The organism is Laceyella putida, assembly GCF_042665195.1.
Lineage (GTDB): Bacteria > Bacillota > Bacilli > Thermoactinomycetales > Thermoactinomycetaceae > Laceyella > Laceyella putida.
This window is the reverse complement of the sequence record NZ_JBHTBW010000019.1, coordinates 115,003-140,615: the sequence shown is the minus strand read 5'-3', so window position 1 is coordinate 140,615 and position 25,613 is coordinate 115,003. Positions and strand designations below refer to the sequence as shown.

Annotated in this window: 21 protein-coding genes; 6 read left to right on the top strand and 15 right to left on the bottom strand. The window is 49.9% G+C overall.

What is annotated here, in order from left to right; all coding sequences use genetic code 11:
* The first annotated feature begins 48 nt into the window (after nt 1-48).
* Entirely contained in the window at nt 49-1,305 is a 1,257-nt protein-coding gene (locus tag ACFQNG_RS07020; protein WP_379864184.1) for an APC family permease, read from the top strand.
* Nucleotides 1,306-1,392: 87 nt separating this feature from the next.
* Complete coding sequence (typA, locus tag ACFQNG_RS07015) at nt 1,393-3,231, top strand: translational GTPase TypA (RefSeq protein ID WP_379864343.1); 1,839 nt, start codon at nt 1,393-1,395, stop codon at nt 3,229-3,231.
* A gap of 107 nt (nt 3,232-3,338) precedes the next feature.
* On the opposite strand, the gene ACFQNG_RS07010 is transcribed toward typA, so the two are convergent.
* Entirely contained in the window at nt 3,339-3,983 is a 645-nt protein-coding gene (locus ACFQNG_RS07010) for a flavin reductase family protein (RefSeq protein WP_379864183.1), read from the bottom strand.
* A gap of 1 nt (nt 3,984) precedes the next feature.
* Nucleotides 3,985-5,154: a homogentisate 1,2-dioxygenase gene (locus ACFQNG_RS07005; protein ID WP_379864182.1), complete on the bottom strand. Its 1,170-nt coding sequence runs from the start codon at nt 5,152-5,154 to the stop codon at nt 3,985-3,987.
* 254 nt (nt 5,155-5,408) lie between these two features.
* Between ACFQNG_RS07005 and lepB the strand changes: the two genes are divergently transcribed.
* Entirely contained in the window at nt 5,409-5,957 is a 549-nt protein-coding gene (gene lepB / locus ACFQNG_RS07000) for a signal peptidase I (protein WP_379864181.1), read from the top strand.
* Nucleotides 5,958-6,442: 485 nt separating this feature from the next.
* Entirely contained in the window at nt 6,443-7,333 is an 891-nt protein-coding gene (locus ACFQNG_RS06995; protein WP_379864180.1) for a hypothetical protein, read from the top strand.
* A 44-nt stretch (nt 7,334-7,377) separates the two neighbouring features.
* On the opposite strand, the gene ACFQNG_RS06990 is transcribed toward ACFQNG_RS06995, so the two are convergent.
* The 8 genes from ACFQNG_RS06990 to ACFQNG_RS06955 all read right to left on the bottom strand — a co-directional run bounded on the left by ACFQNG_RS06990 (nt 7,378) and on the right by ACFQNG_RS06955 (nt 17,788).
* Complete coding sequence (locus tag ACFQNG_RS06990) at nt 7,378-8,010, bottom strand: FMN-dependent NADH-azoreductase (RefSeq protein ID WP_379864179.1); 633 nt, start codon at nt 8,008-8,010, stop codon at nt 7,378-7,380.
* A gap of 126 nt (nt 8,011-8,136) precedes the next feature.
* On the bottom strand, nt 8,137-8,769 hold the full coding sequence (locus ACFQNG_RS06985; RefSeq protein WP_379864178.1) for an FMN-dependent NADH-azoreductase: 633 nt from the start codon (nt 8,767-8,769) through the stop codon (nt 8,137-8,139).
* A 363-nt stretch (nt 8,770-9,132) separates the two neighbouring features.
* The gene (locus tag ACFQNG_RS06980; protein WP_379864177.1) at nt 9,133-11,427 is read right to left on the bottom strand and encodes a right-handed parallel beta-helix repeat-containing protein; all 2,295 of its coding nucleotides are present in this window, start codon (nt 11,425-11,427) and stop codon (nt 9,133-9,135) included.
* Nucleotides 11,428-12,122: 695 nt separating this feature from the next.
* The gene (locus ACFQNG_RS06975) at nt 12,123-12,638 is read right to left on the bottom strand and encodes an adenine phosphoribosyltransferase (protein WP_379864176.1); all 516 of its coding nucleotides are present in this window, start codon (nt 12,636-12,638) and stop codon (nt 12,123-12,125) included.
* Nucleotides 12,577-14,997: a single-stranded-DNA-specific exonuclease RecJ gene (recJ, locus tag ACFQNG_RS06970; protein ID WP_379864175.1), complete on the bottom strand. Its 2,421-nt coding sequence runs from the start codon at nt 14,995-14,997 to the stop codon at nt 12,577-12,579. The genes ACFQNG_RS06975 and recJ overlap by 62 nt, the downstream gene beginning before the upstream one ends.
* A 129-nt stretch (nt 14,998-15,126) precedes the next feature.
* Complete coding sequence (gene secF, locus ACFQNG_RS06965; RefSeq protein WP_379864174.1) at nt 15,127-16,035, bottom strand: protein translocase subunit SecF; 909 nt, start codon at nt 16,033-16,035, stop codon at nt 15,127-15,129.
* On the bottom strand, nt 16,025-17,254 hold the full coding sequence (gene secD, locus ACFQNG_RS06960) for a protein translocase subunit SecD (RefSeq protein ID WP_379864173.1): 1,230 nt from the start codon (nt 17,252-17,254) through the stop codon (nt 16,025-16,027). The genes secF and secD overlap by 11 nt, the downstream gene beginning before the upstream one ends.
* Nucleotides 17,255-17,488: 234 nt before the next feature.
* On the bottom strand, nt 17,489-17,788 hold the full coding sequence (locus ACFQNG_RS06955; RefSeq protein ID WP_379864172.1) for a post-transcriptional regulator: 300 nt from the start codon (nt 17,786-17,788) through the stop codon (nt 17,489-17,491).
* Nucleotides 17,789-17,952: 164 nt separating this feature from the next.
* Between ACFQNG_RS06955 and spoVB the strand changes: the two genes are divergently transcribed.
* The gene (spoVB, locus tag ACFQNG_RS06950; RefSeq protein ID WP_379864171.1) at nt 17,953-19,533 is read left to right on the top strand and encodes a stage V sporulation protein B; all 1,581 of its coding nucleotides are present in this window, start codon (nt 17,953-17,955) and stop codon (nt 19,531-19,533) included.
* Nucleotides 19,534-19,541: 8 nt separating this feature from the next.
* On the opposite strand, the gene ACFQNG_RS06945 is transcribed toward spoVB, so the two are convergent.
* On the bottom strand, nt 19,542-20,267 hold the full coding sequence (locus ACFQNG_RS06945; protein WP_379864170.1) for a DUF421 domain-containing protein: 726 nt from the start codon (nt 20,265-20,267) through the stop codon (nt 19,542-19,544).
* Between the two features lie 135 nt (nt 20,268-20,402).
* On the opposite strand from ACFQNG_RS06945, the gene ACFQNG_RS06940 reads away from it, so the two are divergent.
* Nucleotides 20,403-20,795 (top strand): TIGR04086 family membrane protein, encoded by a 393-nt coding sequence (locus ACFQNG_RS06940; protein WP_379864169.1) that lies wholly within the window; start codon nt 20,403-20,405, stop codon nt 20,793-20,795.
* Between the two features lie 51 nt (nt 20,796-20,846).
* Here the strand turns inward: ACFQNG_RS06940 and leuD are convergent, their stop codons facing one another.
* Genes leuD through ACFQNG_RS06920 form a run of 4 tightly spaced genes read right to left on the bottom strand, consistent with a single transcriptional unit; the run spans nt 20,847 to nt 25,556 of the window.
* Nucleotides 20,847-21,473 (bottom strand): 3-isopropylmalate dehydratase small subunit, encoded by a 627-nt coding sequence (gene leuD / locus ACFQNG_RS06935; protein ID WP_379864168.1) that lies wholly within the window; start codon nt 21,471-21,473, stop codon nt 20,847-20,849.
* A 3-nt stretch (nt 21,474-21,476) separates the two neighbouring features.
* Complete coding sequence (leuC, locus tag ACFQNG_RS06930) at nt 21,477-22,877, bottom strand: 3-isopropylmalate dehydratase large subunit (RefSeq protein ID WP_379864167.1); 1,401 nt, start codon at nt 22,875-22,877, stop codon at nt 21,477-21,479.
* A 27-nt stretch (nt 22,878-22,904) separates the two neighbouring features.
* Complete coding sequence (gene leuB, locus ACFQNG_RS06925; protein ID WP_379864166.1) at nt 22,905-23,990, bottom strand: 3-isopropylmalate dehydrogenase; 1,086 nt, start codon at nt 23,988-23,990, stop codon at nt 22,905-22,907.
* Nucleotides 23,991-23,996: 6 nt separating this feature from the next.
* Nucleotides 23,997-25,556 carry a 2-isopropylmalate synthase gene (locus tag ACFQNG_RS06920; protein ID WP_379864165.1) on the bottom strand — a complete coding sequence of 520 codons (1,560 nt, stop codon included), beginning with the start codon at nt 25,554-25,556 and terminating at the stop codon, nt 23,997-23,999.
* Nucleotides 25,557-25,613: the final 57 nt, after the last annotated feature.

Below are 25,613 nucleotides of genomic sequence, written 5' to 3'. Positions count from 1 at the left end.
AAAAGTAAGATAAAGAAAACCATTCATTAACGAAGAGGTGAAAATCCAATGCATGACTTGCAACAAACCATTCGGTTGCCACAAGCCGTCGCCTTATATGTTGGTGCCGTTTTGGGGTCGGGCATCTTGCTTGTTCCCGGTTTGGCGGCAGAACTGGCCGGACCCGCCTCCTTGCTCGCCTGGGGATTGATGTTGTTCCTGGTGTTGCCCATGGGGTTGACGATGGGATTGCTTTCTTCTCGCCACCCTCATTCTGGTGGGGTCGCCCACTTCGTCTCTTTGGCTTTTGGCGAAAAATGGAGCATTTATGTCGGATGGTTCTTTCTGATGTCAGTCGCCGTTGGCGCTCCTGTCGCCGCTCTGACGGGAGCCGGTTACCTGAGTGAAGCACTGGGCTTGGGGGAAATGGCACGAATCGCCATCGCCCTCTTCATCCTCTTGCTCGCCCTCCTCATCAATGGGTTGGGCATGAAGTTGGGCGGCAATATCCAATTCTTGCTCGTCATCGGCATTATCGCCGTGTTGCTCAGCGTCATCTTCAGTGCTTGGCCCATGTTGAACATCAACCACTTTACCCCGTTTCTGCCGCATGGATGGTTTCCGGTGGGGGAAGCGGCCACGATCCTTTTCTGGTGCTATATTGGTTGGGAAGCGGTGTCCCATCTTTCCAGTGAGTTTGTCAATCCCAAACGCGACACGATTGTGGGCGTGCTCATCGCCGCCGTAATCGTGGGACTGCTCTATTTTCTGACCGCCTTTGTCACGGTGGGCACCCAGCATGCCGGGGCACAAGCCTTAAGCGCGTTGGTGATGAAGTCGATCGGACCCGCAGGAAGCTTGTTTATCGGTCTTACCTCATTCCTCATCTGCACCGCGACGGTGATCGCCTATAGCGGGGCGGCTTCACGCCTCGCTTTTGCCTTGGGGGCGGCTGGTCATGGACCCCGCTTCTTTACCCGGCAATCATCCCAACAACGCACTCCCATCGGGGGCCTGCTCTTTTTAAGCGCTTGTTTTGCGGTGGTGTTGTCGGCCTATGGCAGCCAATGGATAACGCTTGCGCAATTGTTGCAACTCCCCAATGCGACGTTTATCCTCACTTATCTCGCCGGATGTGCGAGCGGCATCAAACTATTGCGCGATTCGGTGCCCGGCGCCATGTTTAGCTGGGTGTCATTCATTTTTACACTCACGATCATTCCGTTTATCGGCTGGGCTCTCTTGTATCCGCTCCTCATCGGTCTGTCCGTCGGTCTTATCTTGTTGCGGAAAAAAAGAATCAAGCGGAAAAACCCCTCCCTCTAGCATAAATTCCCTCATTTATGGTACGATTCCGTTTGGGAATCAGAAACGAAAAGGAGGGTAGGAGTCGCATTGACTCCTCACCATAACATGAACAAAGAGAATAACATTCGCAATATCGCTATCATCGCACACGTAGACCATGGCAAAACGACGTTGGTTGATGCGATGTTACGACAAAGTCGAATCTTCCGTGACAATCAGCAAGTAGATGAACGTGTAATGGACTCCAATGACTTGGAACGTGAACGCGGCATTACCATTCTTTCAAAAAATACCGCAATCCAATATAAAGGAATAAACATCAACATCGTCGACACGCCCGGACACGCCGATTTCGGCGGCGAAGTGGAGCGCGTGATGAACATGGTGGACGGTGTGCTGTTATTGGTTGACGCGGTTGAAGGGCCCATGCCGCAAACCAAGTTTGTGCTGAAAAAGGCGTTGGAGCGCGGACATAAGGCCATCGTCGTCGTCAACAAAATCGACCGGCCCCACGCCCGCCCGGATGAAGTGGTCAACACCACCTTTGATCTCTTTGTCGATATGGGTGCCAGTGAAGAGCAGTGTGAATTTCCGATCATTTATGCGAGCGGCTTGACCGGCTCATCCGGATACGCCCCAGATGAACTCACCCCGTCGATGGAACCGCTGTTTGAAACCATCTTGGAATACCTTCCCGGCCCCACGGTGGACTCTGAAGGCCCCACTCAGATGCAAGCGACCCTTCTCGGCTTTGACGAGTACAAAGGACAAATCGTGATCGGGCGCCTGAACCGCGGCACCATTCGCCGCAATCAACCCCTTTTGCTGATGACAGCCAACGGGGAAAACAAACAAGTGAAAGTGGGTCAAGTGTTCACCCATCAAGGCTTGGATCGTGTAGAAGTGGAAGAAGCGTTCGCTGGAGATATCATCGCCCTCACCGGACTGGGCAAAGTGGGGATCGGCGATACCCTCTGCGACCCCAATCATCCTGATGCGCTGCCGCCAATCAAGGTGGAGGAACCCACTTTGCGCATGATGATCGGCATCAATACCAGTCCTTTCGCGGGTCAAGATGGGACCTACCTCACCTCCCGCAAAATTCGCGAACGCCTTTATAACGAAGCGGAGAAAGATGTGGCCTTGCGCGTGGAAGATACGGACTCGGCCGATAACTTCCTCGTGTCTGGCCGCGGGGAGTTGCACTTGAGCATCCTGATCGAGAACATGCGCCGCGAAGGATATGAATTCCAGGTGAGCAAGCCAGAAGTCATTGTCAAACTGATCAACGGCCAGAAGTATGAGCCCTTTGAACAAGTAGAAATTGAAGTGAGCAGTGAGCAACAAGGCGCTGTCGTGGAACTCTTGGGCAAGCGCAAAGGCCAGTTGCTCGATATGACCGTATTGGACAGCGGCAACATTCTCTTTGTCTACAAAGCGCCGTCTCGCGGTTTGCTGGGCTTCCGTCTTCAGCTCCTGACCGCCACCCGTGGGGAAGCGTTGATGAATACCTTGTTTGCCGGATATGAGCCTTACGCCGGTGAAATGGAAACGCATGAGTTCGGTTCGCTGATCGCATGGGAAGCGGGTACGGCCACCACCTATGCGTTACACTCGGCCCAAGAACGCGGCCAACTCTATATCACACCGGGAACCGAAGTGTATGAGGGCATGGTCGTCGGTCAACACATCCGTGAGAACGATTTGGAAGTGAACGTATGCAAAAAGAAACACCTGACAAGTATTCGCCGCGCCACCGCCGAAGAAGCGTTGCGCCTCGACACCCCGCGCCAGCTGAGCATTGACGATGCACTGGAGATCATGAAAGAGGACGAATTGCTGGAGATCACGCCCAAAACGTTCCGCCTGCGGAAGAAATACCTTGCCAAAAATGAGCGGGCGCGTTATCAAAAGCAGAAGAAATATGAAGTACAGCCCGATTAAAGAAAAAAGAGCAGGTTCGCGCGTTTCGAACCTGCTCTTTTCCTTCTTCCCCTCTTACATGATCAATCCAACCATGGTTTGAGAAGGTGAGGTCCATCAGGAAAGAGTCACTGATTCCTCTTCTTCTCCAACCACTCTTCATAACTCATCCGCGGAATGTCAAACAACTCCCCCCGCTTGCTGTAGGTGGCTCCCGCCATCCGTCCCACCGGTTGCAACTTCATCGTGTCGATTCTTCCCTGATCGATCAGTTCATCAGCGACATGGAATTGCACCACTTCCCCGATCAGCACATCGCTGTTGGGCTCCTTTAAGCTTCCTCCAAGCACCAAATGCTGATGTAACTGACATTCCATCTGCACCTTGCATTCCGCCAGACGGGGAACCCCCACGACCGCGCTCTCCACCAAAGTGAATCCAACCTGCTCCGCTTCGCTCACCTCCGCCGGGAATTCGACGGCGGTTTCATTGACAAGCGGGACGATACGCTCATCCACGATATGAATGACAAACTCTCCGTGTTCCACGATGTTTCGCGCCGTATCCTTCATGATACCGCCAGGCTTGCGCAGGCAGGAAAAGGCCACCAAAGGGGGTTCCGTGGCCAACACGTTGAAGAAACTGAAGGGGGCCGCGTTCACTGCCCCATTCGGACCCTTGGATGTCACAAAAGCGATCGGCCGGGGCAAAACACTGCCGATCAATAACTTGTAATTATCCGTTTTCGACTGCTTTCTGGGATCAATGCGCATCTTATTCCTCCGTCTCCGCAGGGTACCAACTAGCCATATAATCTGGCACCTCGTGCTTAAGCGCCGCTTGCGTCACTTTGAGCGGGCGAAACGTATCCACCATGACCGCCAATTCTTCAGTCCATGTTTTTCCGATGCTCTCTTCCGCTTTTCCCGGATGGGGTCCATGGGGAATCCCACTCGGATGCAACGTAATGGATCCTTCGCGAATGCCCTTTCGGCTCATGAAATTGCCCCGCACATAATAAAGCACCTCGTCGCTGTTCACATTGCTGTGGTAGTATGGGGCGGGAATCGCCAGTGGATGATAATCATACATCCGCGGCACAAAAGAGCAGACGACAAAGTTGGGGCCAGCGAAGGTTTGGTGAACCGGCGGCGGTTGATGGATCGAACCCGTGATCGGTTCAAAATCCTCAATATTCAACGCCCATGGAAAAAGATATCCATCCCACCCCACCACGTCGAATGGATGGAAATCGTAAATATAGGAATGTAAGCGATTACGTGACTTGACGCGGATTTCAAATGTTCCTTTCTCCTGACGGGTTTGCAACTTCTCCGGCGTCCGAATATCCCGTTCACAGTAGGGGCTATGCTCCATCAATTGGCCCACCTCATTGCGATAGCGGCGCGGCGGCGTGATTTCCCCTGTCGATTCAATCACCAACAAGCGGGTCTTCGCACTTGTCATGGCCAAACGGTAGGTGGTGCCCACAGGAATGACCAGATAATCCCCCGCGCGATAGGGAAGATCACCAAAAATGGTTTCCAAGACCCCCTCTCCTTCATGGACGAAGAGAATTTCATCCCCATCGCTATTTCGGAAAAAATAGGACATCGGCTCTGTTGGAGTTACCGTGGCAATCGCCGCATCCTCATTCACCAACCAGTGAATTCTCCCCTCAATCGGATCTTTTCCTCCAGGTGCCTCAAAACTTAAAAAATGGCGATGGCGATTGGCGCCTTCTTGTTCCGGCTGAACGGCCCACTCCCGCAGGAACCTGGCTTCCCTCACTTGTGTGGGAGGATGGATATGATACAGAATGGACTGAATGCCGGAAAATCCTTTCGTGCCCATCACCTGCTCCCGATACAAACTTCCATCTTGTTGTCGAAACTGAATATGGCGCTTGGCTGGGATTTTTCCCAAACGACGGTAAAACGGCATGGCACTCCCCTCCTATATTCATCTATTCACTATTTTATCAAAATACAAAATTTATTTCTTATCAAAACGTTTCCCTCTGCCATTCACAAAGAAAACCCCTTCACCACGTCCGTCCGGGCTAAAACAACACTTCCAGTTAATCGATTTTAACAACATATTAATATCCAAAAGGAATTTTCGCAAAAGCATTGAATTAATAAACATCTTCAAAACCTCTTTTTTCCAATACAAAGTAAGGAGATGTCTTTCGAATAATGAAGATCCTGAAAGAACTATTCGCATGGGGCAGCTCGATTGTCTTCGGTATTACGATCGCACTTTTCATCAGTATTTTCATCTTTCAACCAACAAAGGTTCTCGGCAGTTCAATGGAACCCACCTTAAAGCCGAATCATCACATTTACGTATCCAAGCTCCCCCGCGCGCTCTCTTACCAACCGCAAATAGGAGACATTGTGATCATCGACAGCCGGGTCGACCGCAAGCGAACATGGAAAGATGATTTCCTGGATACCCCGCTGTTCTCGGTCTTCAAAGAAAACCGCAACCATGACGTCTGGGTCAAACGCGTCATCGGCGTCCCTGCGGACATCATCACCATCAAACACAACAAGGTATACCGGAACGGGCAACTATTGAAAGAAGATTACATCAAAGAAGCGATGATTGACACGCCGGACGCTGAGTTCGTCGTTCCGGAAGGCCAGATCTTCGTCATGGGAGATAACCGCAATAACAGCAGGGACAGCAGGGAAATTGGTTGCATCCCGATCGATCACGTGTTGGGTGTGAAGATCTTCTAGGGTGTGTCTGATAAATATATCGGCGGCTCCAAAACCGTTTTCCCATTCGCTTCACTTGTCCTTCGGCGCTCATCGGGAAAAGGGTTTTCCGCCTTCTCCCAATGGTCAACTTGATTTGCCAGACACGCCCTAGATGCTCAACCATACAACTTATGACATCACTTGTGGTTATTTTCCGCAACCCAGGCTTCATCTGAAGAGTCTATATAGGTAGAAAAATAAAGCGCACTTGAAGGGTGAAGCCAGTTGAATAAAGAATTGTTTCTTTCCAGCTTGTCGCTTAGTTTGTTGTTGTTTGTGGTCTGCAGCCTACTCTGGTTTTTTGAACCTACTCGCTTGGAAGCGATTTTTTGTACACATCCATAACCCTCAATCCCGGCAAAAAGAGCTCTTTCTCAAAAAGGGCTCTTTTGTCATATCTGAACGCATTCCGTGAATATGGGTGAATATTGATGGAGAATAAGAAGATGACCGAGGAGGCCTGTATGAACCATCCTGCCCATGAAGAAGATTTGATGGAAGAGGAAATGAAGGAAAGGGAGCAGATCATCCGCATGAAAATGGTAACCGATGTCATCCCATCGGAGGTGCTTACCGTCATTCTGGTTGCTATGTGGTATGTTTACTGCTATTGGTATAATTTCATCCCCTATTTCAAATACGAAATCCCCGCGATCTACTTTGAAATGAACTTAAACAAATTGCTGGAACCCACCCTGTTGTTTTTCATCTATATCGCCTGTACGGTGGTCTTTTTGTTATACTCCATTTTCCGCAAAGGAATCATCCTGTTTCTGTGTATTACCCCGACGATTTTGCTTCTTTGGATTTATATCCAATCGATGCAGACAGACGCTTCTTTCTTCTTGTTATTGAAAAATCTTTATCTGGAATGCTACCATATCCTATCCGAAAACTTCGACATTTTCATTCTGATGATCTTGGCCCTGTGCACCACCATCTTGATCCGCTATATGGTACGGAACATGGATAAACTGCACTTTAAAGAACTTTACTCCCTTTTTGCCCTTTTTGCCAGTATCATGTTTATCAGCATCCTGATCATCGGTTTATTGGCACAATTTTTCGTGGCCAACAAAAAATACCTGATCCTGATGGAAAACAATGTCCCGTCAGACCAAGTCGTGCTTGATACCTATAAGGATTACTATGTCACAGGCAAATATCGAAATCTCTCTCATGATGGAGAAGAGAAAATTTTGACGGGAGAATGGGAACTCTTTCGCATCGATCCACCGGAAAAGACCCATCCCATCAGGGAAATCAACTCGAGCGAAGGGAAAATTTATGAATTTGAGCAAGAGAACATCAGCTTGAAAAAAGAGCGCTTCCGCTTATATTCGCCACTAAAATAAAGGCTGCCGGCGAATGGTTCGCCGCAGCCTGGTGTCACTTTCATTTATTTTGCAAATTGCACAGCCGTATCTTGGGCTTTGGCAATCGCCTCTTGCAGGATTTGCTCTGCCCGATCGGGTTGTGCGGCCATTCCCTCAGCAACAACCGTTTGCACGTCGGTAATGCCGATGAAATTCAACACCGCGCGCAAGTAACGGTCTGCAAAACCTAATTCTTGGGCTGGCCCATGGGAGTATACGCCCCCACTCGCATGCAGATGAACCGCTTTTTTGCCATCCAGCAGACCGACTGGCCCTTGTTCTGTGTATTTGAAGGTCTTCCCTGCCACACAAATCGTGTCGATGTAGGTTTTTAATCGCGGTGGAAAAAGGAAGTTCCACATTGGCGTCACAAACACATATTTGTCCGCGGCAACAAATTGGTCGGTCAGTTCAGCGATCCGCGAGACTTTGCGCTGCTCTTCCTCGCTTAACCCTTCCCCTTTGGCCAATTTGCCCCAACCACTGAATACATCCGCATCGATGTAAGGAAGGTCGATTTGATACAGATCGAGATGAACGATTTCGTCTTGTGGGTTGACTTCTTGGTATTTTTCCAAGAAACCTTTTCCCAATTTCAGGCTAAAAGATTCGTTTTCAGCTTTTGGATTGGCAGTGATATACAGGACTTTAGCCATTAGTCTTCCTCCTAAACAAAAAGTAATAACTTATCTTTTGTAAGTATATGAGACCATTATTTTTTTGTCAAGCCATGTCGTTCCTTATGTATTATGAATAATCATTTCACATTTGATTCACCTTTTTTAGCTTTGCGCAAACTGGACCGCCTGTTGTTTGGCCAGCTGTATCCCTTGATGTAGAATCTGGGCATACCGAAGCGGATCGGAAGTCCCCTCCGCAATGATCGATTGGACATCAGTAATTCCCATCAATCCCAGCACAAGTCGCACATAACTGTCACCATATTCCATCGCTTGCGCTGGGCCTTGTGAATAAACTTGTCCACGCGCTTGAATATGAACCGCCTTTTTGTTTAATAGCAATCCGACCGGACCCGTTGCGGTATATTGATACGTCTTCCCCTGCATGCAAACCAGGTCCATATAAGCCTTAAACATGGGCGGCAAGCCGAAATTCCACATCGGCGTGACAAAAATGTATTTGTCCGCGGCGATAAATTGCTCAACCAGCTCGCTGATCCGTCCCACCTTTTGCCGCTCCTCCAGCGTGAGCGGAGATCCTTCATTCAATTTGCTCCATCCGTTGAAGACATCGGAATCCAACAGCGGAATAGGGTCGCGATACAAGTCCAATTCCACGATCTCATCCAGCGGATTGGTAAGCTCATATGTTCGCACAAATGCTCGACCCATGCGCAAACAGACGGATTCCTGCTCCGGTTTGGGATTTGCTGTAACATACAATACTGTCGCCAAACGACTCACCCCCTTCAACATGGACATTCCGTCCCGTGATTGTTTGTCTGATGAACTTCGGAATAATGCGTAAACCAGCAGAGCCATTAGAGCGAAAGGCGTTTTGCCTGTACCCTGCGGATGATAGCTTCGATACCGGGAGGTGCTTCCCTACAAGGCAACCTAGGAACGAACGAAGACTCAAAATCCGCCTCCATCAACAATCTAAATATGATAAAGCAATTCACTTGACATAAACCTGAATTGTCAAGGTAATTTTTTATAACTTTACGGATTATCATTATAACCCAAAAAGAAGAACTTGGCTTACTTGAAGCTTGACAGAAACAAAACAAGAAGTGGATAAACTTTCCACTTCTTGTTTCAATGCAGAAATCGCTCGATTTCAGACAACCATGCCGGATTCTCCGGACGTATATCCGTGTCTTCCGTCATCACAAAGTCTTCGGGCAAAAAGGTGACCAGCATCTCTTTGTTCCGCTTTTCTTTAGGCAGTTTGGCACATCTCCGTCCATGATTGAATTTTACTTTTTGGAAGTACCGTCGCAGCCGCTCTAACTGGCTTTTCCCTTCTTCAGTCCGATATATCTCATTCATCGCCTTGAGCCATTCTTCCCTGGCCGAAGGATGGATCATATACTGTTCTTCATGCGCGAAACGCTCAAAATACATCGCCAACTCATTAGGCGAATAGGGAGTGAAGACAAAGTGGTTTTTCACCAAGTTCGTCAACCATACCTGTCCTGCCAGCCACTCCTTGAGCGACCGTTCATCACCCGCAAAGATAAGGGCGCAATCCGCCTCCCGCTTCTGCAACATCTGATAAAGCTGCTCTAAAATGATTTGCCCTTGGGCAAGCGCACTTTCGGTTTTGGTCAAAAGGGGCAGATGTTCAATCAAGAGAACACCCCCATTCCCCTCATTGACTAAACGGCGCCACTCTTGCAGCATGGCTTCCCCTGGTTGCTTCACTAAATACCTTCCATCGACATGGGTTACCCGGTCAGTGGACAAGATGCCCATCTTCTGCAATATCCGTCCATAACAACGGGCCATCTCCCGCTTGCCGGTTTCTGGCTGACCATAAAAGACCGCGTGAATCGGCATCTCATCTGAAAGCGGCAAACCCAATTGCTTACGGTCTTGTTGATAGTCCAAGTAAGCAATCACATCCCGCATCTTATGTTTTACTTTTTCTTGCCCTATGACATGGGCCCATTCGGCATATAAAGCTTGGAGCGGTTCCTCATCCGCGGCAGCCTGATCGGATGGTTTGGGGGAGGATAAAGGTTGATCCGTCCGGCAATGGCGGATGGTCGGATGCCCATTCTCCACTAACCACGGCGCATCCTCACATTGCGTCACCAAACACTCTTCAAACGTTCCCCGTCCATTGTCGATGACGTGTATCCCCACTTTTGAATCGGATATGCGGCAACGAATCAACGTGGGATCCGCGGCATGGGCCACACAGACGGCACCCCGGAAAGGAAAGTGGCTTATCTCCGTCTCTTGCAAAATCCCTTCCGCCTTTTGCGCAAAATAAACCCCATACTCTTGTCCGTTGTATACCTTGGAACGCAACAAATCCAACCGTCCATCATCAAGCACGGTGACAATGGCGCGGTTAAACCCAAACAGGTCACAACTTTCCACAATTCCTTTTCCGTTGTGATAGCAAGTGATGGCCCCTTGGTCACCATCGTGAATCCGTGTCCGCAAAAATTGGGGTTGCGCCTCCGTCCGAATCACCACTGCGGGCTTATCGATAAACCCATACAAGTCGCAGTGCTCCACGATGCCGCTTGCTTCCTCTTCAAAGAGAAAGGCCCCTCCGGGACAGTTTTTGATCTCCGTATGATGAAAGCGAGGATGAGCGCGTCCCGCTACCCGCACCGCTGCCCGCTCTTTGCCAAGGGCAAAGCATTTGCATTCCTCAAAAACACCTTTTCCTCCTTGAATCACAATGCCTGTGGCTTTGCCATCATGAATCTGCGACCGCAAAAACGTCGGATTGCCTCCGTGAATCCCCACCGCGGGACTGTGATGGAATCCGTACAGGTTGCACTCTTCAAATTGGCCTTGCCCCGCTTCTTCCACAAACACCCCATACCCCAACGTACCCGTCAACTTGCATTTGCGAAAAGTGGGGTTTCCCTGTGCAATGAACACCACAGCCAAGTCGCCATGACTGAGGAGTTCGCATTGTTCAAACAGGATTTTCCCCATGCTTTGGCATTGGACTGCCACATTTTTCTCGCTGAACACCAACGATCTGCGCACAATCGGCTCGGCCTCATCATGCAAGATCGAGATCGCCGGGCTCTTGCCTGCCAAGACGTGACAATCTTCCAAAACCAAAGAGCCTTTATTCATCAGCACAACAGGAGCTTGTACATTGCGCGATTGCTTGATGGTGACATTTTTGATCACCGCATAGCCGGTCCCCATCTCGACCGTGGCAAGCTTTTTGCCCTGAATCACAACATCGCCCTGGGCGCCAAGGCCAACGATTTCAATATAGCGATCAATCCATAAATCTTCATGGTAGATGCCTGGTTCAACCTCAATCGTCGTGCCTGGTGTCGCATCGACAATGGCATCTTGAAGGTTGCGATACTTGGCAAACCATTTGCGCGAAACGCGGATTCTCGCCATGGATCGTCACCCCGCCTTTCCAAACCAACTCTTTCTTCACTATATCATGCCGCGAAGCAAAGAAAAAAGTCGGCGTTGGCCGACCTATTTATTTGCTGCCTCTATTATAATATTCAAACAAATAATCGCGAATGATTTTTTCTGGTGACTCTTCTGCCCATTGTTCATTGTCTCTGTTCGTTTGCTCAACCTTCTCCTCAACGAACGATGCCTCATAGGCAAAGGAATGGGATATCAAGAAGATTTCCTCCCAACTGTAAATGAATTTATATTCATTATATTATAACAGAGTGCATAATGCAACCTCTGTATTAATACAGAATAACAAAAAAATAAGCTCCCCCTTGTGGGGGATGCTTAGAGCAACCGCATAATATTGACATGGAGTGCGGAAACACTTAAAACTATCATTTAAGCGAAAACTCGTTAAAATACTCGAACATTGATAACTGAATCATATGGGGTTGGTAGGAGGAAACAGTCCTACCGTAAAATGATTCCTGTCTAGCGAATGGACGCTACGTCAAAATTTAGGATGGAACTATCGTGGATGGATGTGGGTTGCCACGCCAGATGTAGCGATAAGCTCTACCGTCATCCTCCCGATAAGGCCGAAACAAAAGTCGCTCTGTTTCGATCATTCAGACACCTCTTTCAACAAATGAAGCCACCCCACACCAGGGTGACTTTGTTTCTTAATCATATTGTACTAAGGAAACCACATCGAGTCCATCCAATTTCTTGCGGCCTTCCAGATAGTTCAACTCGATCAGGAACGCGGCGGCCACCGGCACACCTTGTAATTGCTTGACCAAGTCCAAGGTAGCGGAAATCGTTCCGCCCGTGGCCAGCAAGTCATCGGCGATCAACACTTTTTGGCCTGGTTGAATCGCATCTTTGTGCATAGCGAGCGAATCTTTTCCGTATTCCAAGCTGTAATTGGCTTCAATCGTTTCACTTGGCAACTTTCCTTTTTTGCGAACGGGCACAAAGCCAACCCCCAAAGCATAGGCCAAGGGTGCTCCCACGACAAAGCCTCGCGCTTCCGGTCCCACGATTACATCGATTTCTTTGCCTTTCAATTGCTCTTTCAATTGGTCAATCGCTGCTTGATATGCTGCGCCGTCTTTTAAGAGGGTGGTGATATCTTTAAAACGGATCCCCGGTTGCGGATAGTCTGGAATCACTCGAATTTTCTCTTTGAAGTTCATTAGCTAAGCCTCCTATATGTGTAAAAGCAATCGTTGATACCAAGAACTGACACAACTCCAGATACGTTGAGTACACAAGGGTGCGAAACACTTCTTCTCGTTCCATTTGTTTTTGATAATGTGCCGATTCAGTTAATGGTTTTTTGTTTGGGTTACGATGAATTTTGATTTCATCTTGATCGATCGAAATAAAGCCACACTCCGCAAACACTTGAATCATAAAGGAAAGCGCGCGTTTTTGCAATCCCGTAACCCGGGCTAAAGAAGAAAAATGTTTGGACAAAGAGAGCTTTTCCTTTCCGGCCAACACACGATACAACTTCTTAAATTCCTCCCGTGTTGGTGTTTTGACCAACATATCGTCAAACTCTTTATCGCCGAACAACAGATAGAACCGTTCCGCATCAGCAAAAAAAGGCAACCCTTTTTTGCATAACGACATCGTGGGGGGCGCCTGCACCCATACCACATGTTTCGCTTGTTTGATCTCCGCCTCGTCCCACTGATCCCGCTCCAGCTCTTCCCAGGAAGCCACCTTGTACTTGGATTGTCGCAACAGCGTCTCATCCTCGGTACCCGCCGAACAGACAAAGAGACATTGATCCGTATCCATCTCAGAGAAGCGATCCAATTGCTTGCGGTTGCTACGCCAATCGAAAATCTGCAAATGCGGGATCGCAACATCACGGACAATCAACTGTGGGGAACGTTTCCCGTTCCATTCGTTCACCTGCAATTCCCCCAACACATGCAGTCTTGCGTAGGGGGCAATCTCCCTTTCCATGCCGCCCGCCCGAAAAGCAACCGCTTCTAAGAGATGGGCCTCATCCTGCACGATCATCTTCACATGTTCATTGGATCGTCCCATCAACTGCAAACGGGACAACTTCAGGTTGTTCAAAGCGAACAGGGGAGTGGGATTTCCCATGCCATAAGGGGCAAGGGCTTCGATTTGATCAATTAAAGGCAGCTGGATCTGCCCTAAACTGAGTTCATCTTCCAATACCGTTTGCGGCACGTAATCTTCTTCAGTCAACCACTGCTGAGCCAGTTGGCTGAGCTTTTGATGCAAAGCGGGAATGTTTTCAAGGGGCAACGTCATGCCCGCCGCCATCGCATGCCCACCAAAGTGAGGCAACCATTCCCGACACTCCGCCAGCGCTTGATATAGATGAAAGGCGGCGATGCTGCGCGCGGAACCTTTGGCCATGCCCTTCTCCTCATCAATACTCAGCACAATGACAGGACGGTAATATTTTTCCACCAAACGGGACGCGACAATGCCGACCACGCCCACGTTCCAACCTTTTTTGGCAATGACGATCACGTGTTGGTGCTGATCTTTGTCCCGTTCCACTTCCGCAATCGCCTCTTGGGTCATCTCTTCCACTAATTCTTGCCGTTCCCGGTTCATCTCATCCAGCTCTTCCGCCAATCGCCGCGCTTCTTCTTCATTTTCCGTGGTCAATAGGCGAACGGCCGCATCAGCTGAACCCAAGCGCCCGCTGGCATTGATCCGCGGCCCAATGGCAAACCCCACATGTCCCGCCGTCACTTCTCGCTCGATCCCGGCTACCTCCAACAAGGCCCGCAATCCGATCAGTTTCCGCTGTTCCATCCGTTTCAATCCAAACGCCGCCAAGATGCGGTTTTCATCCGTCAAGGGAACCAAGTCGGCAATCGTGCCCAAGGCGACCAATTCCAACCACTCTTCCGGAATGCGTCCAAGCAAGGCGGTAGCCAGTTTAAACGCAACCCCCACACCCGCCAGCATCTTAAAGGGATAGGGGCACCCCGGCTTTTTGGGATTGATCACCGCGTAAGCGTCCGGCAACTGTTCCGGCGGCTCATGGTGATCCGTGATGATGAGATCGAGTCCGAGTTCTTTGGCCGCTTCCGCTTCTGCCACCGCGCTAATGCCCGTATCGACGGACACCACCAGCCCAAAGCCGCGCTCTTTGGCCAAGACCAACGCTTCTTTGTTTATCCCGTATCCTTCGCGAAAACGGTTGGGAATATAATAATCCACTTCCGCCTGGAGCGTTTTCATCACGAAGAGCAACAGGCTGGTGCTACTCACGCCGTCCGCATCATAATCTCCATAAATAAGGATTTTTTCTTTATTCGTCAACGCTTGCCTGATGCGCGCTACCGCTTCTGCCATCCCGTCAAGCAAAAAAGGATCGTGTAAATCTTCTAACTTCGGCTTAAGAAACCGTTTGGCCGCCTCGCTGTCGGCGATTCCCCTGCGCACCAACATCCGGGCGATCAAGGGGTCGACTTCGCAATCAGCGGCCAATCTGGCAGCCAACGTTTCATCGATCTCCGCTTTATGCCAACGCGTTTTTGCATGCAACACGCCCACGTTCACCTCACTTCGCGTCATTCATTATAACACAAAGACAAAAAAGGCCAGGAGAAAAGTTATTGCCAAAAAAAGAAGCCACAGTCTCCTTACTGTAGCTTCCCCAGAGCGCATAGCAGCAGCTTAGTCGGCTGCCACCGATTCTTGTTTTTCCTTTTGCATCGCTTTCCATTTCCAGCCGATCCACAACGGGCTCGCCACGAAGATCGAAGAATAGGCGCCGGAAACCAAGCCAAACAAAAGCGCCAGCGAGAAGTTGCTGATGCTTTCCCCACCCAACAGCCATAGGGCGAACGCCGCAAATACAACAGTCAGTACGGTATTGATAGAGCGGTTTAAGGTCTGATTGATGCTCACATTTACCACGTTGGCCAAGTCTTCCCATTTCTTCGGTTTCATTGTGTCCAGATTTTCACGAATCCGGTCAAAAATGACGATCGTATCATTGATCGAATAACCCACAATCGTCAAGATCGCCGCGATGAAGACGACATCCACTTCCAAACGCAACAACGAAAACATCCCGATGGTGAACATCGCATCATAAACCAACGCGAACACAGCGGCCACCCCAAAGCGCCACTCAAAGCGGAACGCTACATAGACCACGATGAAGAGTGAAGCAATGACAGTTGCCATGATCGCGTTGCGGGCCAGTTCGCGCCCGATGATCGGGTCCACTTTTTGCTCTTGCACTTTGGGTGTCACTTTAAACGTTTCTTGAAATTTGGCTTTGATTTTTTGAATGTCCGGTTGTGACATCGGTTTATCCACACGGAAGATGACAACCTGATTGTTTTGGCCGCCAATGCGGACGTTGGGGTTGTCAAATCCCATGCTTTCCAAGGCTTGGCGCGCTTTTTCAATGCTTGCGTTGGGTGTGACCGAAATGTCAAGGCGCGTCCCGCTCTTGAAATCAATCCCTAGGTTCAATCCTTGAACCAACAGCGATATGACGGAAATCGCAAGCACAGCCAGGGCGATGAGCAGATATGTTTTGCGGTGCTTGATGATATCCAATTTATAGGTCACTGATCTCATCCTCCCTTACGCCAAACAGTCCTGGACGCTTAAGCAAATTGGATCGAACAAGTAGCGTCATCATGATCCGTGACAACGCAACAGCAGTGATAAAGCTGATTAAAATCCCCGCGATCAGGGACACGGAGAATCCTTTCACCGCGGATGTGCCGAAGATGAACAGTACAACCGCCGCAATAATGGTGGTGATGTGGGCATCAAAGATAGTTAAGAACGAACGCTTGGAGCCCGCTTTGACCGCACCGGCAATGCTGCGTCCGACGCGGAGCTCGTCGCGAATCCGTTCGCCCATGATGATATTGGCATCGACCGCTATCCCGATCCCGAGAATAAACGCGGCAATTCCCGGCAAAGTCAGGGTCACATCAAGCAACATAAACGTCAGCAGATTGAGATAAGCGTAAGCAATCAGCGTAATGACCGCAATGAAGCCAGGCAAGCGGTACAGTCCGATGACGAAGATAAAGATGGCGATAATCGCATACAAGCCCGCAACCAAACTGTCACGCAACGAATCGGCGCCCAATGACGCATCGACGGAGAAGCTTTGCACTTCCTTCAGCTTCAGCGGAATGGCACCGGCGTTGAGCAGGTCAGCCAGTTCCTGCGCTTCTTTAGCATCTTTCTGCCCGGAGATTTGCGCTTCCCCACCGGAGATCACTTGTTGCACTTGTGGGTCACTGAGCAAAGTCTCATCCAAGTAAATGGGAATCTGTTGTCCCAAATACTTGCGGGTGATGTTTTCAAACTTCTTCGGGTCTTTGAGCTTCAGCGTCACAACGGGTCGGTTCAATTCGTCATACCCCACGCTGGCCCCATTTTCCTTCAGGTCTTTCCCTTCCATCAGAACCGTCTTGCCGGACGGGTCACGGAAAGTTAACCGCGCTTGTTTTCCCAGCATTTTTCGCGCTTTATTCTGGTCTTTGACCCCGGCCAGTTGCACGCGAATGCGGTTGCTACCTTCAATCGTGATCTCCGGTTCGCTTACCCCCAACACGTTGATCCGATTGTTCAAGGCGGCGGCGGTGTCCTTCAAGGCTTCCATGCTGACGTTTTTCTGTTCCGTTTCATACAGCACTTCAAAACCGCCTTGCAGGTCAAGCCCTTTGGTAATGTTGTTCCATACATCGAGTGTGGTTGTGGCGACGATACCCAAAATCACCACCACCAACAGGCAAAAAGCTACCAGTTTGCCCTTGCGAATCTTCATTGTTGCTCCTCCTTTTATGTATCACACCAACATACTCATTATCCGGCGCACCATTGGGAATGTCAATTTCGAGGATGGCCCGAATATGTTAAATAACAAAAAACCATTTTATATTTTCAGAATAGTTCATCCGAAAGTGGATGCAACACTTAAATCTGATTGTAATGAATGCGGACTGCCCTGTAAAGAAGAGAGGCGACATTCTCTCATTCGCTGAAGAACGCCGCCTGTTTTTTAATTTTGGCCATCATCTTTATATACCGATAGCATCAACCAGTTCATAAACCGATTCGCTTTGAGCGACATGATATCATTAACCAGGCGATTTAGACGTGGCCAGCCGCGCCGGTAGTTTTCAGATACACAGGCCCAAATCTGTTCGCCAGTCACATTCTCATATCCGTACATGCGGAATTCCTTTGCTTTGCTGTTGCAAAGATCCTCGATACATGTCATCAATTCTTGCTCACTCATGAATTCGCGCTGGGCTTGCTTTTGACGGCTCACTGACTTTAAGGATCCTTGTCTTGCCATGATGCTCCTCCTCGCTCTACGTTTCAATGACCTGTCTTAAGTTTCTATTCTCTTCTGTTTCCAGGATACAAAATCCTACCTACACATTCTACAAAATTTTTTGGTATGAGCCGTAAAGACAAGTCATACGTTTTAGTAAACTTTTGTGAAAGAGAGGCCGAACTATGAAAAGCAAGGGCTTTTTATATGGGACGCTCATCTTAGTCGGAGCAGGTCTTATCACCAAAATCCTTGGTTTTGTTTATCGGATCGCTCTTTCCCGTATTATCGGAGACGAAGGCATGGGACTGTTTCAGATGGCTTTTCCCATCCTGATCTTCACCATTGTGATCACCACCGCAGGATTGCCCGTGGCCATCTCCAAATTGGTCTCCGAAGCAGAAGCGAAAAACGAAACGGAACGAATCCGCTCTATTCTCATTGTATCGATCTTTATCGTTGTAATCACCAGTATTTTGATTACCAGTTCTGTCCTGTTGTTCGCACCATGGATCGCCAAAACATTGCTCACAGACCAACGAGCGGTTTATGCGTTGCTTGGCATCGCGCCAATCATTCCAATCATCGCCATCTCTTCGATCTTCCGTGGTTACTTTCAGGGTCGGCAAAATATGAGCCCGTACGCCTTATCCACCATTATCGAACAAGCGGTGCGCATCTTCACTGTCTTGATACTGGCCATCTACCTGCTTCCTTATGGAGTCGAATACGCGGCCGCAGGCGCGATGATCGGGATGGTAATTGGAGAATTCGCCGGTTTGTTGTATCTCTTGTTCTCATTCAAACGGGATCCGGGGCGGCCCAAGCTGAGCAAACCTCACCAAATTTTGACAAGGAAAGAAAAGTGGCGGCAATGGAAAGGGAGTTTGCGCGACCTGTTGCGCCTGGCCATTCCTGTAACCACCAGCCGTTTGGTTGGTTCGTTTTCATATGCGATTGAACCGATTGTGGTTTCCCAAAGCTTGGCTCTTGCCGGCATCGCTACAGCCACAGCGACTGCCCTATATGGCCAATTGGAAGGAATGGCCATTCCGCTTGTCTTTTTCCCCTCGTTTATCACCTATGCGGTTTCCGTCTCGCTCGTGCCTGCGATCAGTGAAGCGGCCGCGCAAAACAAGGCGCAGTTGGTGTCTCACCGATTGCAGCAAGCGATCCGATTATGCCTGATTGTCGCCCTGCCGAGCGCGCTGCTCATGTATATGCTGGCGGAACCTTTATCCATCTTGCTCTATCGACAGAGCGATGTGGCGAGATTGATTCAAATCATGGCTCCGTTTACGGTATTGCACGCCATGCAAGGCCCTTTCGCTTCCGTGCTGCAAGGGTTGGACAATGCACAAGCCCCGATGCGCAATTCCATCATCGGAGCTGTGGTAAAAACGATCTTGATTTTTGTCCTCGCTTCCCGGGCGGACCTCGGAATTGACGGGGTGGCCCTGGCCATAAACAGTGGCATTGTCATTGTTACGATCTTGCATTTTATCGATATTTTAAAAGAAGTTTCCTTCCAAATCCATCTGAAGGATTTGAGCAAGCTTTGCCTCGCCACCATCATTGCGGGTTTGGTCAACTATTCCTGCCTTCATGCGGAACAATGGCCGTTGCTGACGCGAACCGCCATCAGCTTTTTCAGCAGCATGTTCATTTATGGCATATGCTTGGTGTTGTTCACCTTGGTCCGCAAAGATGACGTACGGCGCATTCCTTATGTGGGCAAGTGGATGGCGAAGATGTTACCCCATTAACGGTTGGGTCAGTCTTTTCCATCGACATACAATCGACCTTCATAGTTCACGCTCGCATAAAAAATCTCTTTAAAATCCTTAAACCCCCGCTTCTGAATCTCCGTCTTGAGCCAGAAACGGTTTTGCCCAAGCTTTTTCAATCCCTCTTCCTGTACTTTCCCATCAATGATCACAGCGATGGGCATACGAAATGGGCGTAGGGCGGCATTCACATCCTCCTTGAACGCCGGCCTTTTCTCTTCTTTTGGAAAAACAGTCAATTTCCCTGTCGTTTCTAACACCGCAAACTCAACATCTGAAACGTCAGGGATGTTTTTTTCACGCAATTGGGTTAACAAATCATCAAGATTATATCGTGATTTCGCCATGTTCTTCTCCACAATTCTCCCGTTTTCAATCAGCATGATCGGCTTCCCATCCACCCAATCGCGAATTCTCTTGCTCTTCAGTGAGATATACGACAATAGTATTTGCAATGCCGCTAACAGGATGATGGGGCCAATCCAGGTTACTAACGGTTCATCATTATTTTCTATGGCCATGGCTGAAATGTCCGCAATCATAAAGGAAACAATCAAGTCAAAGACCGAAAGCTTTCCAATCTCCCGCTTTCCCATCACACGCAGGATGACAAGGAGAAACAAATAAATAAAAACCGTGCGGAAGAGGATGGGACCCACTTGTTTGGCAACCTCCTTTCGCATAAGCGTGTTCTGTCTGTCGTTCGCCTTCATTCATGTCCCGCCCAATGAAGTGATATTCGAAATTAGTTTCCACCATGGGCCCCATTTTTATGTCTTGAACAAGCAGTGATATTTTGGCTCGCTTCGTCATAACATGTACCAACTTTCCTCAAAGGAGGTTAAAGGATGAAAGAAACATTTCTTGATACGGCAAGAAGGGGTTGGCAATCTCCTTGGCTGGTGGGTCAATACTGGATCTGGGGGATTATTCTCTTTTGCTCTTTCCTGGCCGCGTTGGGATTGCGTTATACTTCTTTGCCATCAGATAATTTGACGGCCATCTCTTATATTGTGAATGCGGGTGCCCTTTTCGCCGGTGGGTTGGCCTCCGGACGTCGATCGGGGCAAAAAGGATTGATGATCGGCGGCGTCCAAGGACTGATATATGCCTTGTTTGTCTGGTTGTTAAGCTTTCTGGCGTTTGATGCGGCCCCCGCCGTCAACCCCTTGGCTTTTATCGCCTTTGCCTTCGCGATCAGCGCGTTGGGCGGCATGATCGGCGTGAATACCAAACCATAAACACAAATAACCACCTCCCCTGTCGTTTGACAGCAGAAGGTGGTTGTTTTGTTATAACGCCGACCGGGTGGGTCCGAACACCCCTTGGTAGACATTTTTTGCCGTTTGTTCATACTCTGTGATGCGTTCGGCATACGTCAAGGTAACGCCGATATCATCCAAGCCCTCCAACAGCAATTTGCGCCGATAGGGGTCCACCTCGAATGTCCACTCCGCCCCATGGTCATCACGAATCACTTTCGCTTCCAAATCCACTTCCAGGCAATATTGCCCCTGATCCGCTTGTTGGAAGAGATGGTCGATCACATTTTCCGGCAAAACAATGGGCAGGATGCCATTTTTAAAGCAGTTGTTGTGGAAAATGTCCGCAAACGAAGGGGCAAGAATCACACGAAATCCAAAATCAGCCAGAGCCCAAGGGGCATGTTCGCGCGATGATCCGCAACCGAAGTTGTTGCGCGCAAGCAAGATGCTCGCTCCGGCAAAACGCGGCTGGTTCAGCACGAATGCTTCATCCAATTTCCCATCCGGCTGAAACCGCCAATCATGAAAGAGAAATTGTCCAAAACCGGACCGCTCTACCCGCTTTAAAAACTGCTTGGGAATGATCGCGTCCGTGTCCACGTTGGCCCGGTCAAGAGGCGCGACGGTCCCTCTGTGACGAATAAATGGCTCCATTATTTAAACCCCCTCCGTTTGCATCAATTGCTCCACATCGACAAACCGCCCCGCAATCGCAGCGGCGGCGGCCATCACAGGCGAAACGAGATGAGTGCGCGCTCCCCTACCTTGCCTGCCCTCAAAGTTGCGGTTTGAGGTGGAAGCGCATCGTTCTCCCGCCGGAATGACGTCAGGGTTCATCGCCAAGCACATGCTGCAACCCGGCTCCCGCCATTCGAAACCCGCTTGCATAAAAATCTCATGCAACCCTTCTTGCTCCGCCTGCCGTTTGACTTGCTTGGAACCCGGAACCACCATCGCCCTCACCGTGGGTGCGACTTGACGTCCTCGTACCACTTGGGCCGCCAGCCGCAAGTCTTCAATCCGCGAGTTGGTGCATGAACCGATGAACACGTGTTGAATCGGAATATCCGACATTTTCGTGCCCGGTTCAAGGCCCATGTACTCCAACGCTTGTCTCACCGCGCGCCGCTCCACTTCCGATTCAAACGAGTCAGGGTCCGGCACCGTGCCATTGATGCCTGTTCCCATGCCGGGGTTGGTTCCCCACGTGATCTGTGGTTCCAAGGTGGAGACATCAAACCGGATCGTATGGTCAAATTCCGCATCGGGATCAGACGCCAGTTCACGCCAACATTCCACACAAGCGGCAAACGCTTTTCCCTTCGGGGCATAAGGACGCCCTTCGATATAAGCAAAGGTCGTTTCATCCGGTTCGATCAATCCCGCCCGCGCGCCAGCCTCAATCGACATGTTGCATATGGTCATCCGTTCTTCCATCGACATGGCGCGAACCACTTCTCCGGCAAATTGGATCACATACCCCGTACCAAAGTCGACCCCATGTTGTGAAATCAAGCCGAGGATCACGTCTTTCGCGGTAACTCCCATCCGCCGTTTTCCCGTCAATTCAACCAACAATGACTTGGGTTTGGCTTGCCACAGGCATTGGGTCGCCAAGACGTGTTCCACTTCGCTTGTGCCAATTCCGAACGCCAGCGCACCAAAGGCGCCATGCGTCGAAGTGTGGCTATCCCCGCACACAATCGTCTTGCCGGGCAGAGTCAACCCCAATTCCGGTCCAATGACATGGACAATCCCCTGCTCTTCGCTGTGCAGATCGGCCAAAGGAATTTCAAACGCCTCACAATTGCTTTTCAGGGTCTCAATCTGCTTGGCCGCAATCGGATCAGTCACGACAAACGGATTATCTGTCGGTACATTGTGATCCATCGTCGCAAAAGTGAGATCAGGCCGTCTCACTTTTCTCCCCGCCAGGCGCAATCCCTCGAACGCCTGGGGCGAGGTAACCTCATGCACCAGATGCAAATCGATGTACAGTAGATGTGGTTTGCCTTCTTCTTCTACGATGACATGTTGATCCCAAATTTTATCAAACATCGTTTTTCCCGCCACAAGCGTTCACCCCTATTTCACATATTGCACAAGTGCTTCACGTACTTTGGCACCCATCTCCGCTGTGGTTAAGCAGGACTCTCCCGGTTTGCTCAGATCACGGGTGCGCCATCCTTCAGCCAATACCGTTTCAATGGCCCGTTCGATGACATCCGCTTCTCTTGTCCATTGGAATGACTGGCGCAACATCATCGCAACAGATAAAAAGGTGGCTAATGGATTAGCTCTGTTTTGGCCCGCGATATCGGGAGCGGAACCGTGAATCGGTTCATACAACCCCGGCCCCGACTCACTCAAGCTCGCAGAGGGCAACATCCCGATGGAACCTGTAATCATCGCGGCTTCATCGCTCAAGATGTCCCCAAACATATTTTCCGTCACGATGACATCAAATTGGCTTGGATTCTTGATCAATTGCATCGCCGCATTATCGACCAGCATGTGCGTCAGCGTCACATCAGGATACTCCCCGGCCAACCGTTCCGCCGTTTCCCGCCATACCCGGCTGCTTTCCAGCACATTGGCCTTATCCACAGATGTTAAGTGGCGGCGGCGGTGCCGGGCCATTTCAAATCCTAGGCGCAAGATACGTTCCATTTCCGCTTCCGTATAGTACAAAGTGTCCACCACTTCTAATCCTTGCTCTCCTTCGCGCCGTTCCTTTGGCGTACCGAAATAAAGGCCGCCGGTTAACTCCCGCACAATCACCATGTCCACATCCCGCAACAGCTCCCGCTTCAAAGGAGAAGCATCGGCCAAGCTGGAAAAAACGCTGACTGGACGCAAATTGGCGTACAGCTGAAGGGATTTTCTCAAGGCGAGCAATCCGGTTTCCGGTCGAAGATGGGCCGGCTGTTTGTCCCACTTGGGCCCACCGACTGCCCCTAACAAGATGGCATCACTGTCACGGCATAATTGAAGGGTCGCTTCAGGCAACGGCGTTCCCTCTTCATCAATGGCAATCCCGCCGATTTTGCCATAGCGAATGTCTATGTTCCGTTCAAAGAGGCGAGCGATCTCCTCCAGCAAGACTACCGCCTCTTTGGTGATCTCGGGTCCAATTCCGTCTCCTGGCAACACTGCAATGCGATTACTCAATCAACTTTACTCCCTTCCGCTAACGCTGGTTGTCTCAAATACGGTGCTTGCTTGCACTTTTAAGATGATGCGGTTGATCGCATCCAAGAACGCTTTGGCTGATGCGCCAAGCACATCATTGTCAATGCCGCGCCCCGTGCTGGTATGGCCTTGGTGGGTCACTTTCACATAGACTTCCGCCAACGAGTCGATGCCTGCTGTCGTCGATTGGATGCGATAGTCAATCAACTCAATCGGATCGCTGAACAAACGCTGAATCGTCTGGTAAATCGCTTCAACACTGCCATTTCCCGTGGCCGCTTCTTGCACAAATTCCCCTTCTGGCGTCTTGATCCCAATCGTTGCCGTGGATACGCCTTGTGCCCCATAGTTGACTTGCAAAAAGACCAGCTCATACGTCTTAGTTCCAGTCTCTTTTCCGGTCAAGTCGGTCGCCAGGGCCATGATATCATCGTCGGTCACTTCTTTGCGCTTTTCTGTCAATTCTTTAAAGTTTTTAAACAAATGGTTAAACCGATCCTCATCCAACTGGATTCCCAACTCTTCACACTTTTTCTTGAACGCGTGTCGGCCGGAATGCTTGCCGAGCACAATCGCGTTGGAAGAAAGCCCAACCATTTCCGGACTGATGATCTCGTAAGTTAATTTGTTTTTCAGCACCCCATCTTGGTGAATGCCCGATTCGTGCGCAAACGCATTGGCCCCGACCACCGCTTTGTTTGGAGGTACGGCAAAACCGGTGTATTTGCTTACAAGACGGCTCGTGCGCACCGTTTGGTTAAGCTCCAGTCCCGTTTCCGCTTGGAACACATTTTTGCGGATCGCCAGCGCGATGGCGATCTCCTCCAGGGAAGCGTTGCCCGCCCGCTCACCAATGCCATTGATCGTGCACTCTATCTGCTCCACTCCCCCCGCAATCGCCGCCAAAGAGTTGGCAACAGCCAGGCCCAGATCGTCATGACAGTGAGCGGACAGCTTGGCCCGGTGGATGTTTGGCACGTGTTCCTTCAAGTAGCGAAACATCTCCGCATACTCATGTGGCGTGGAATAGCCGACGGTATCAGGCAGGTTGACCACCGTCGCACCCGCTTCAATCACTTGGGTCACGACCTTGACGAGATAATCCCAATCACTTCTCGTCGCATCTTCGGCTGACCATTCGATATTGGTGGTGTAGCGGGCAGCGTAACGGACCGACTCCACCGCCTTCTGAACCACTTGGTCCGGTGTCAGGCGCAATTTATACTCCATATGGATCGGAGAAGTCGCAATAAACACATGGATGCGTGGATTGGCGCCCTCTTTGATCGCCTCCCATGCCGCGTCGATGTCTTTTTCTGTGGAGCGTGCCAATGCAGCGACAGAACATTGTCGAATCGATCTGGCAATTCGTTGAACCGAGAGAAAATCACCTCGCGAAGAAGCAGGGAATCCCGCCTCAATCACATCCACACCCAATCTCTCCAACTGATAAGCGATCTCCAGCTTCTCATCCGCGTGCAGATTGACTCCAGCCGACTGCTCACCGTCTCGCAAAGTGGTATCAAAAATCTCGATTTTTTTCATTCTTCGCTCTCCTTTTATTCTTCATTCTCACAACTCCACTCGTCTCATCGCCAATCG

Coding starts and splice junctions, on each gene's coding strand:
- ACFQNG_RS07020 (WP_379864184.1), top strand. CDS start 49: ATGCATGACTTGCAACAAACCATTCGGTTGCCACAAGCCGTCGCCTTA.
- typA (WP_379864343.1), top strand. CDS start 1,393: ATGAACAAAGAGAATAACATTCGCAATATCGCTATCATCGCACACGTA.
- ACFQNG_RS07010 (WP_379864183.1), bottom strand. CDS start 3,983: ATGCGCATTGATCCCAGAAAGCAGTCGAAAACGGATAATTACAAGTTA.
- ACFQNG_RS07005 (WP_379864182.1), bottom strand. CDS start 5,154: ATGCCGTTTTACCGTCGTTTGGGAAAAATCCCAGCCAAGCGCCATATT.
- lepB (WP_379864181.1), top strand. CDS start 5,409: ATGAAGATCCTGAAAGAACTATTCGCATGGGGCAGCTCGATTGTCTTC.
- ACFQNG_RS06995 (WP_379864180.1), top strand. CDS start 6,443: ATGAACCATCCTGCCCATGAAGAAGATTTGATGGAAGAGGAAATGAAG.
- ACFQNG_RS06990 (WP_379864179.1), bottom strand. CDS start 8,010: ATGGCTAAAGTCCTGTATATCACTGCCAATCCAAAAGCTGAAAACGAA.
- ACFQNG_RS06980 (WP_379864177.1), bottom strand. CDS start 11,427: ATGGCGAGAATCCGCGTTTCGCGCAAATGGTTTGCCAAGTATCGCAAC.
- ACFQNG_RS06975 (WP_379864176.1), bottom strand. CDS start 12,638: ATGAACTTCAAAGAGAAAATTCGAGTGATTCCAGACTATCCGCAACCG.
- secD (WP_379864173.1), bottom strand. CDS start 17,254: ATGAAGATTCGCAAGGGCAAACTGGTAGCTTTTTGCCTGTTGGTGGTG.
- ACFQNG_RS06955 (WP_379864172.1), bottom strand. CDS start 17,788: ATGGCAAGACAAGGATCCTTAAAGTCAGTGAGCCGTCAAAAGCAAGCC.
- spoVB (WP_379864171.1), top strand. CDS start 17,953: ATGAAAAGCAAGGGCTTTTTATATGGGACGCTCATCTTAGTCGGAGCA.
- ACFQNG_RS06945 (WP_379864170.1), bottom strand. CDS start 20,267: ATGAAGGCGAACGACAGACAGAACACGCTTATGCGAAAGGAGGTTGCC.
- ACFQNG_RS06940 (WP_379864169.1), top strand. CDS start 20,403: ATGAAAGAAACATTTCTTGATACGGCAAGAAGGGGTTGGCAATCTCCT.
- leuD (WP_379864168.1), bottom strand. CDS start 21,473: ATGGAGCCATTTATTCGTCACAGAGGGACCGTCGCGCCTCTTGACCGG.
- leuC (WP_379864167.1), bottom strand. CDS start 22,877: ATGTTTGATAAAATTTGGGATCAACATGTCATCGTAGAAGAAGAAGGC.
- ACFQNG_RS06920 (WP_379864165.1), bottom strand. CDS start 25,556: ATGAAAAAAATCGAGATTTTTGATACCACTTTGCGAGACGGTGAGCAG.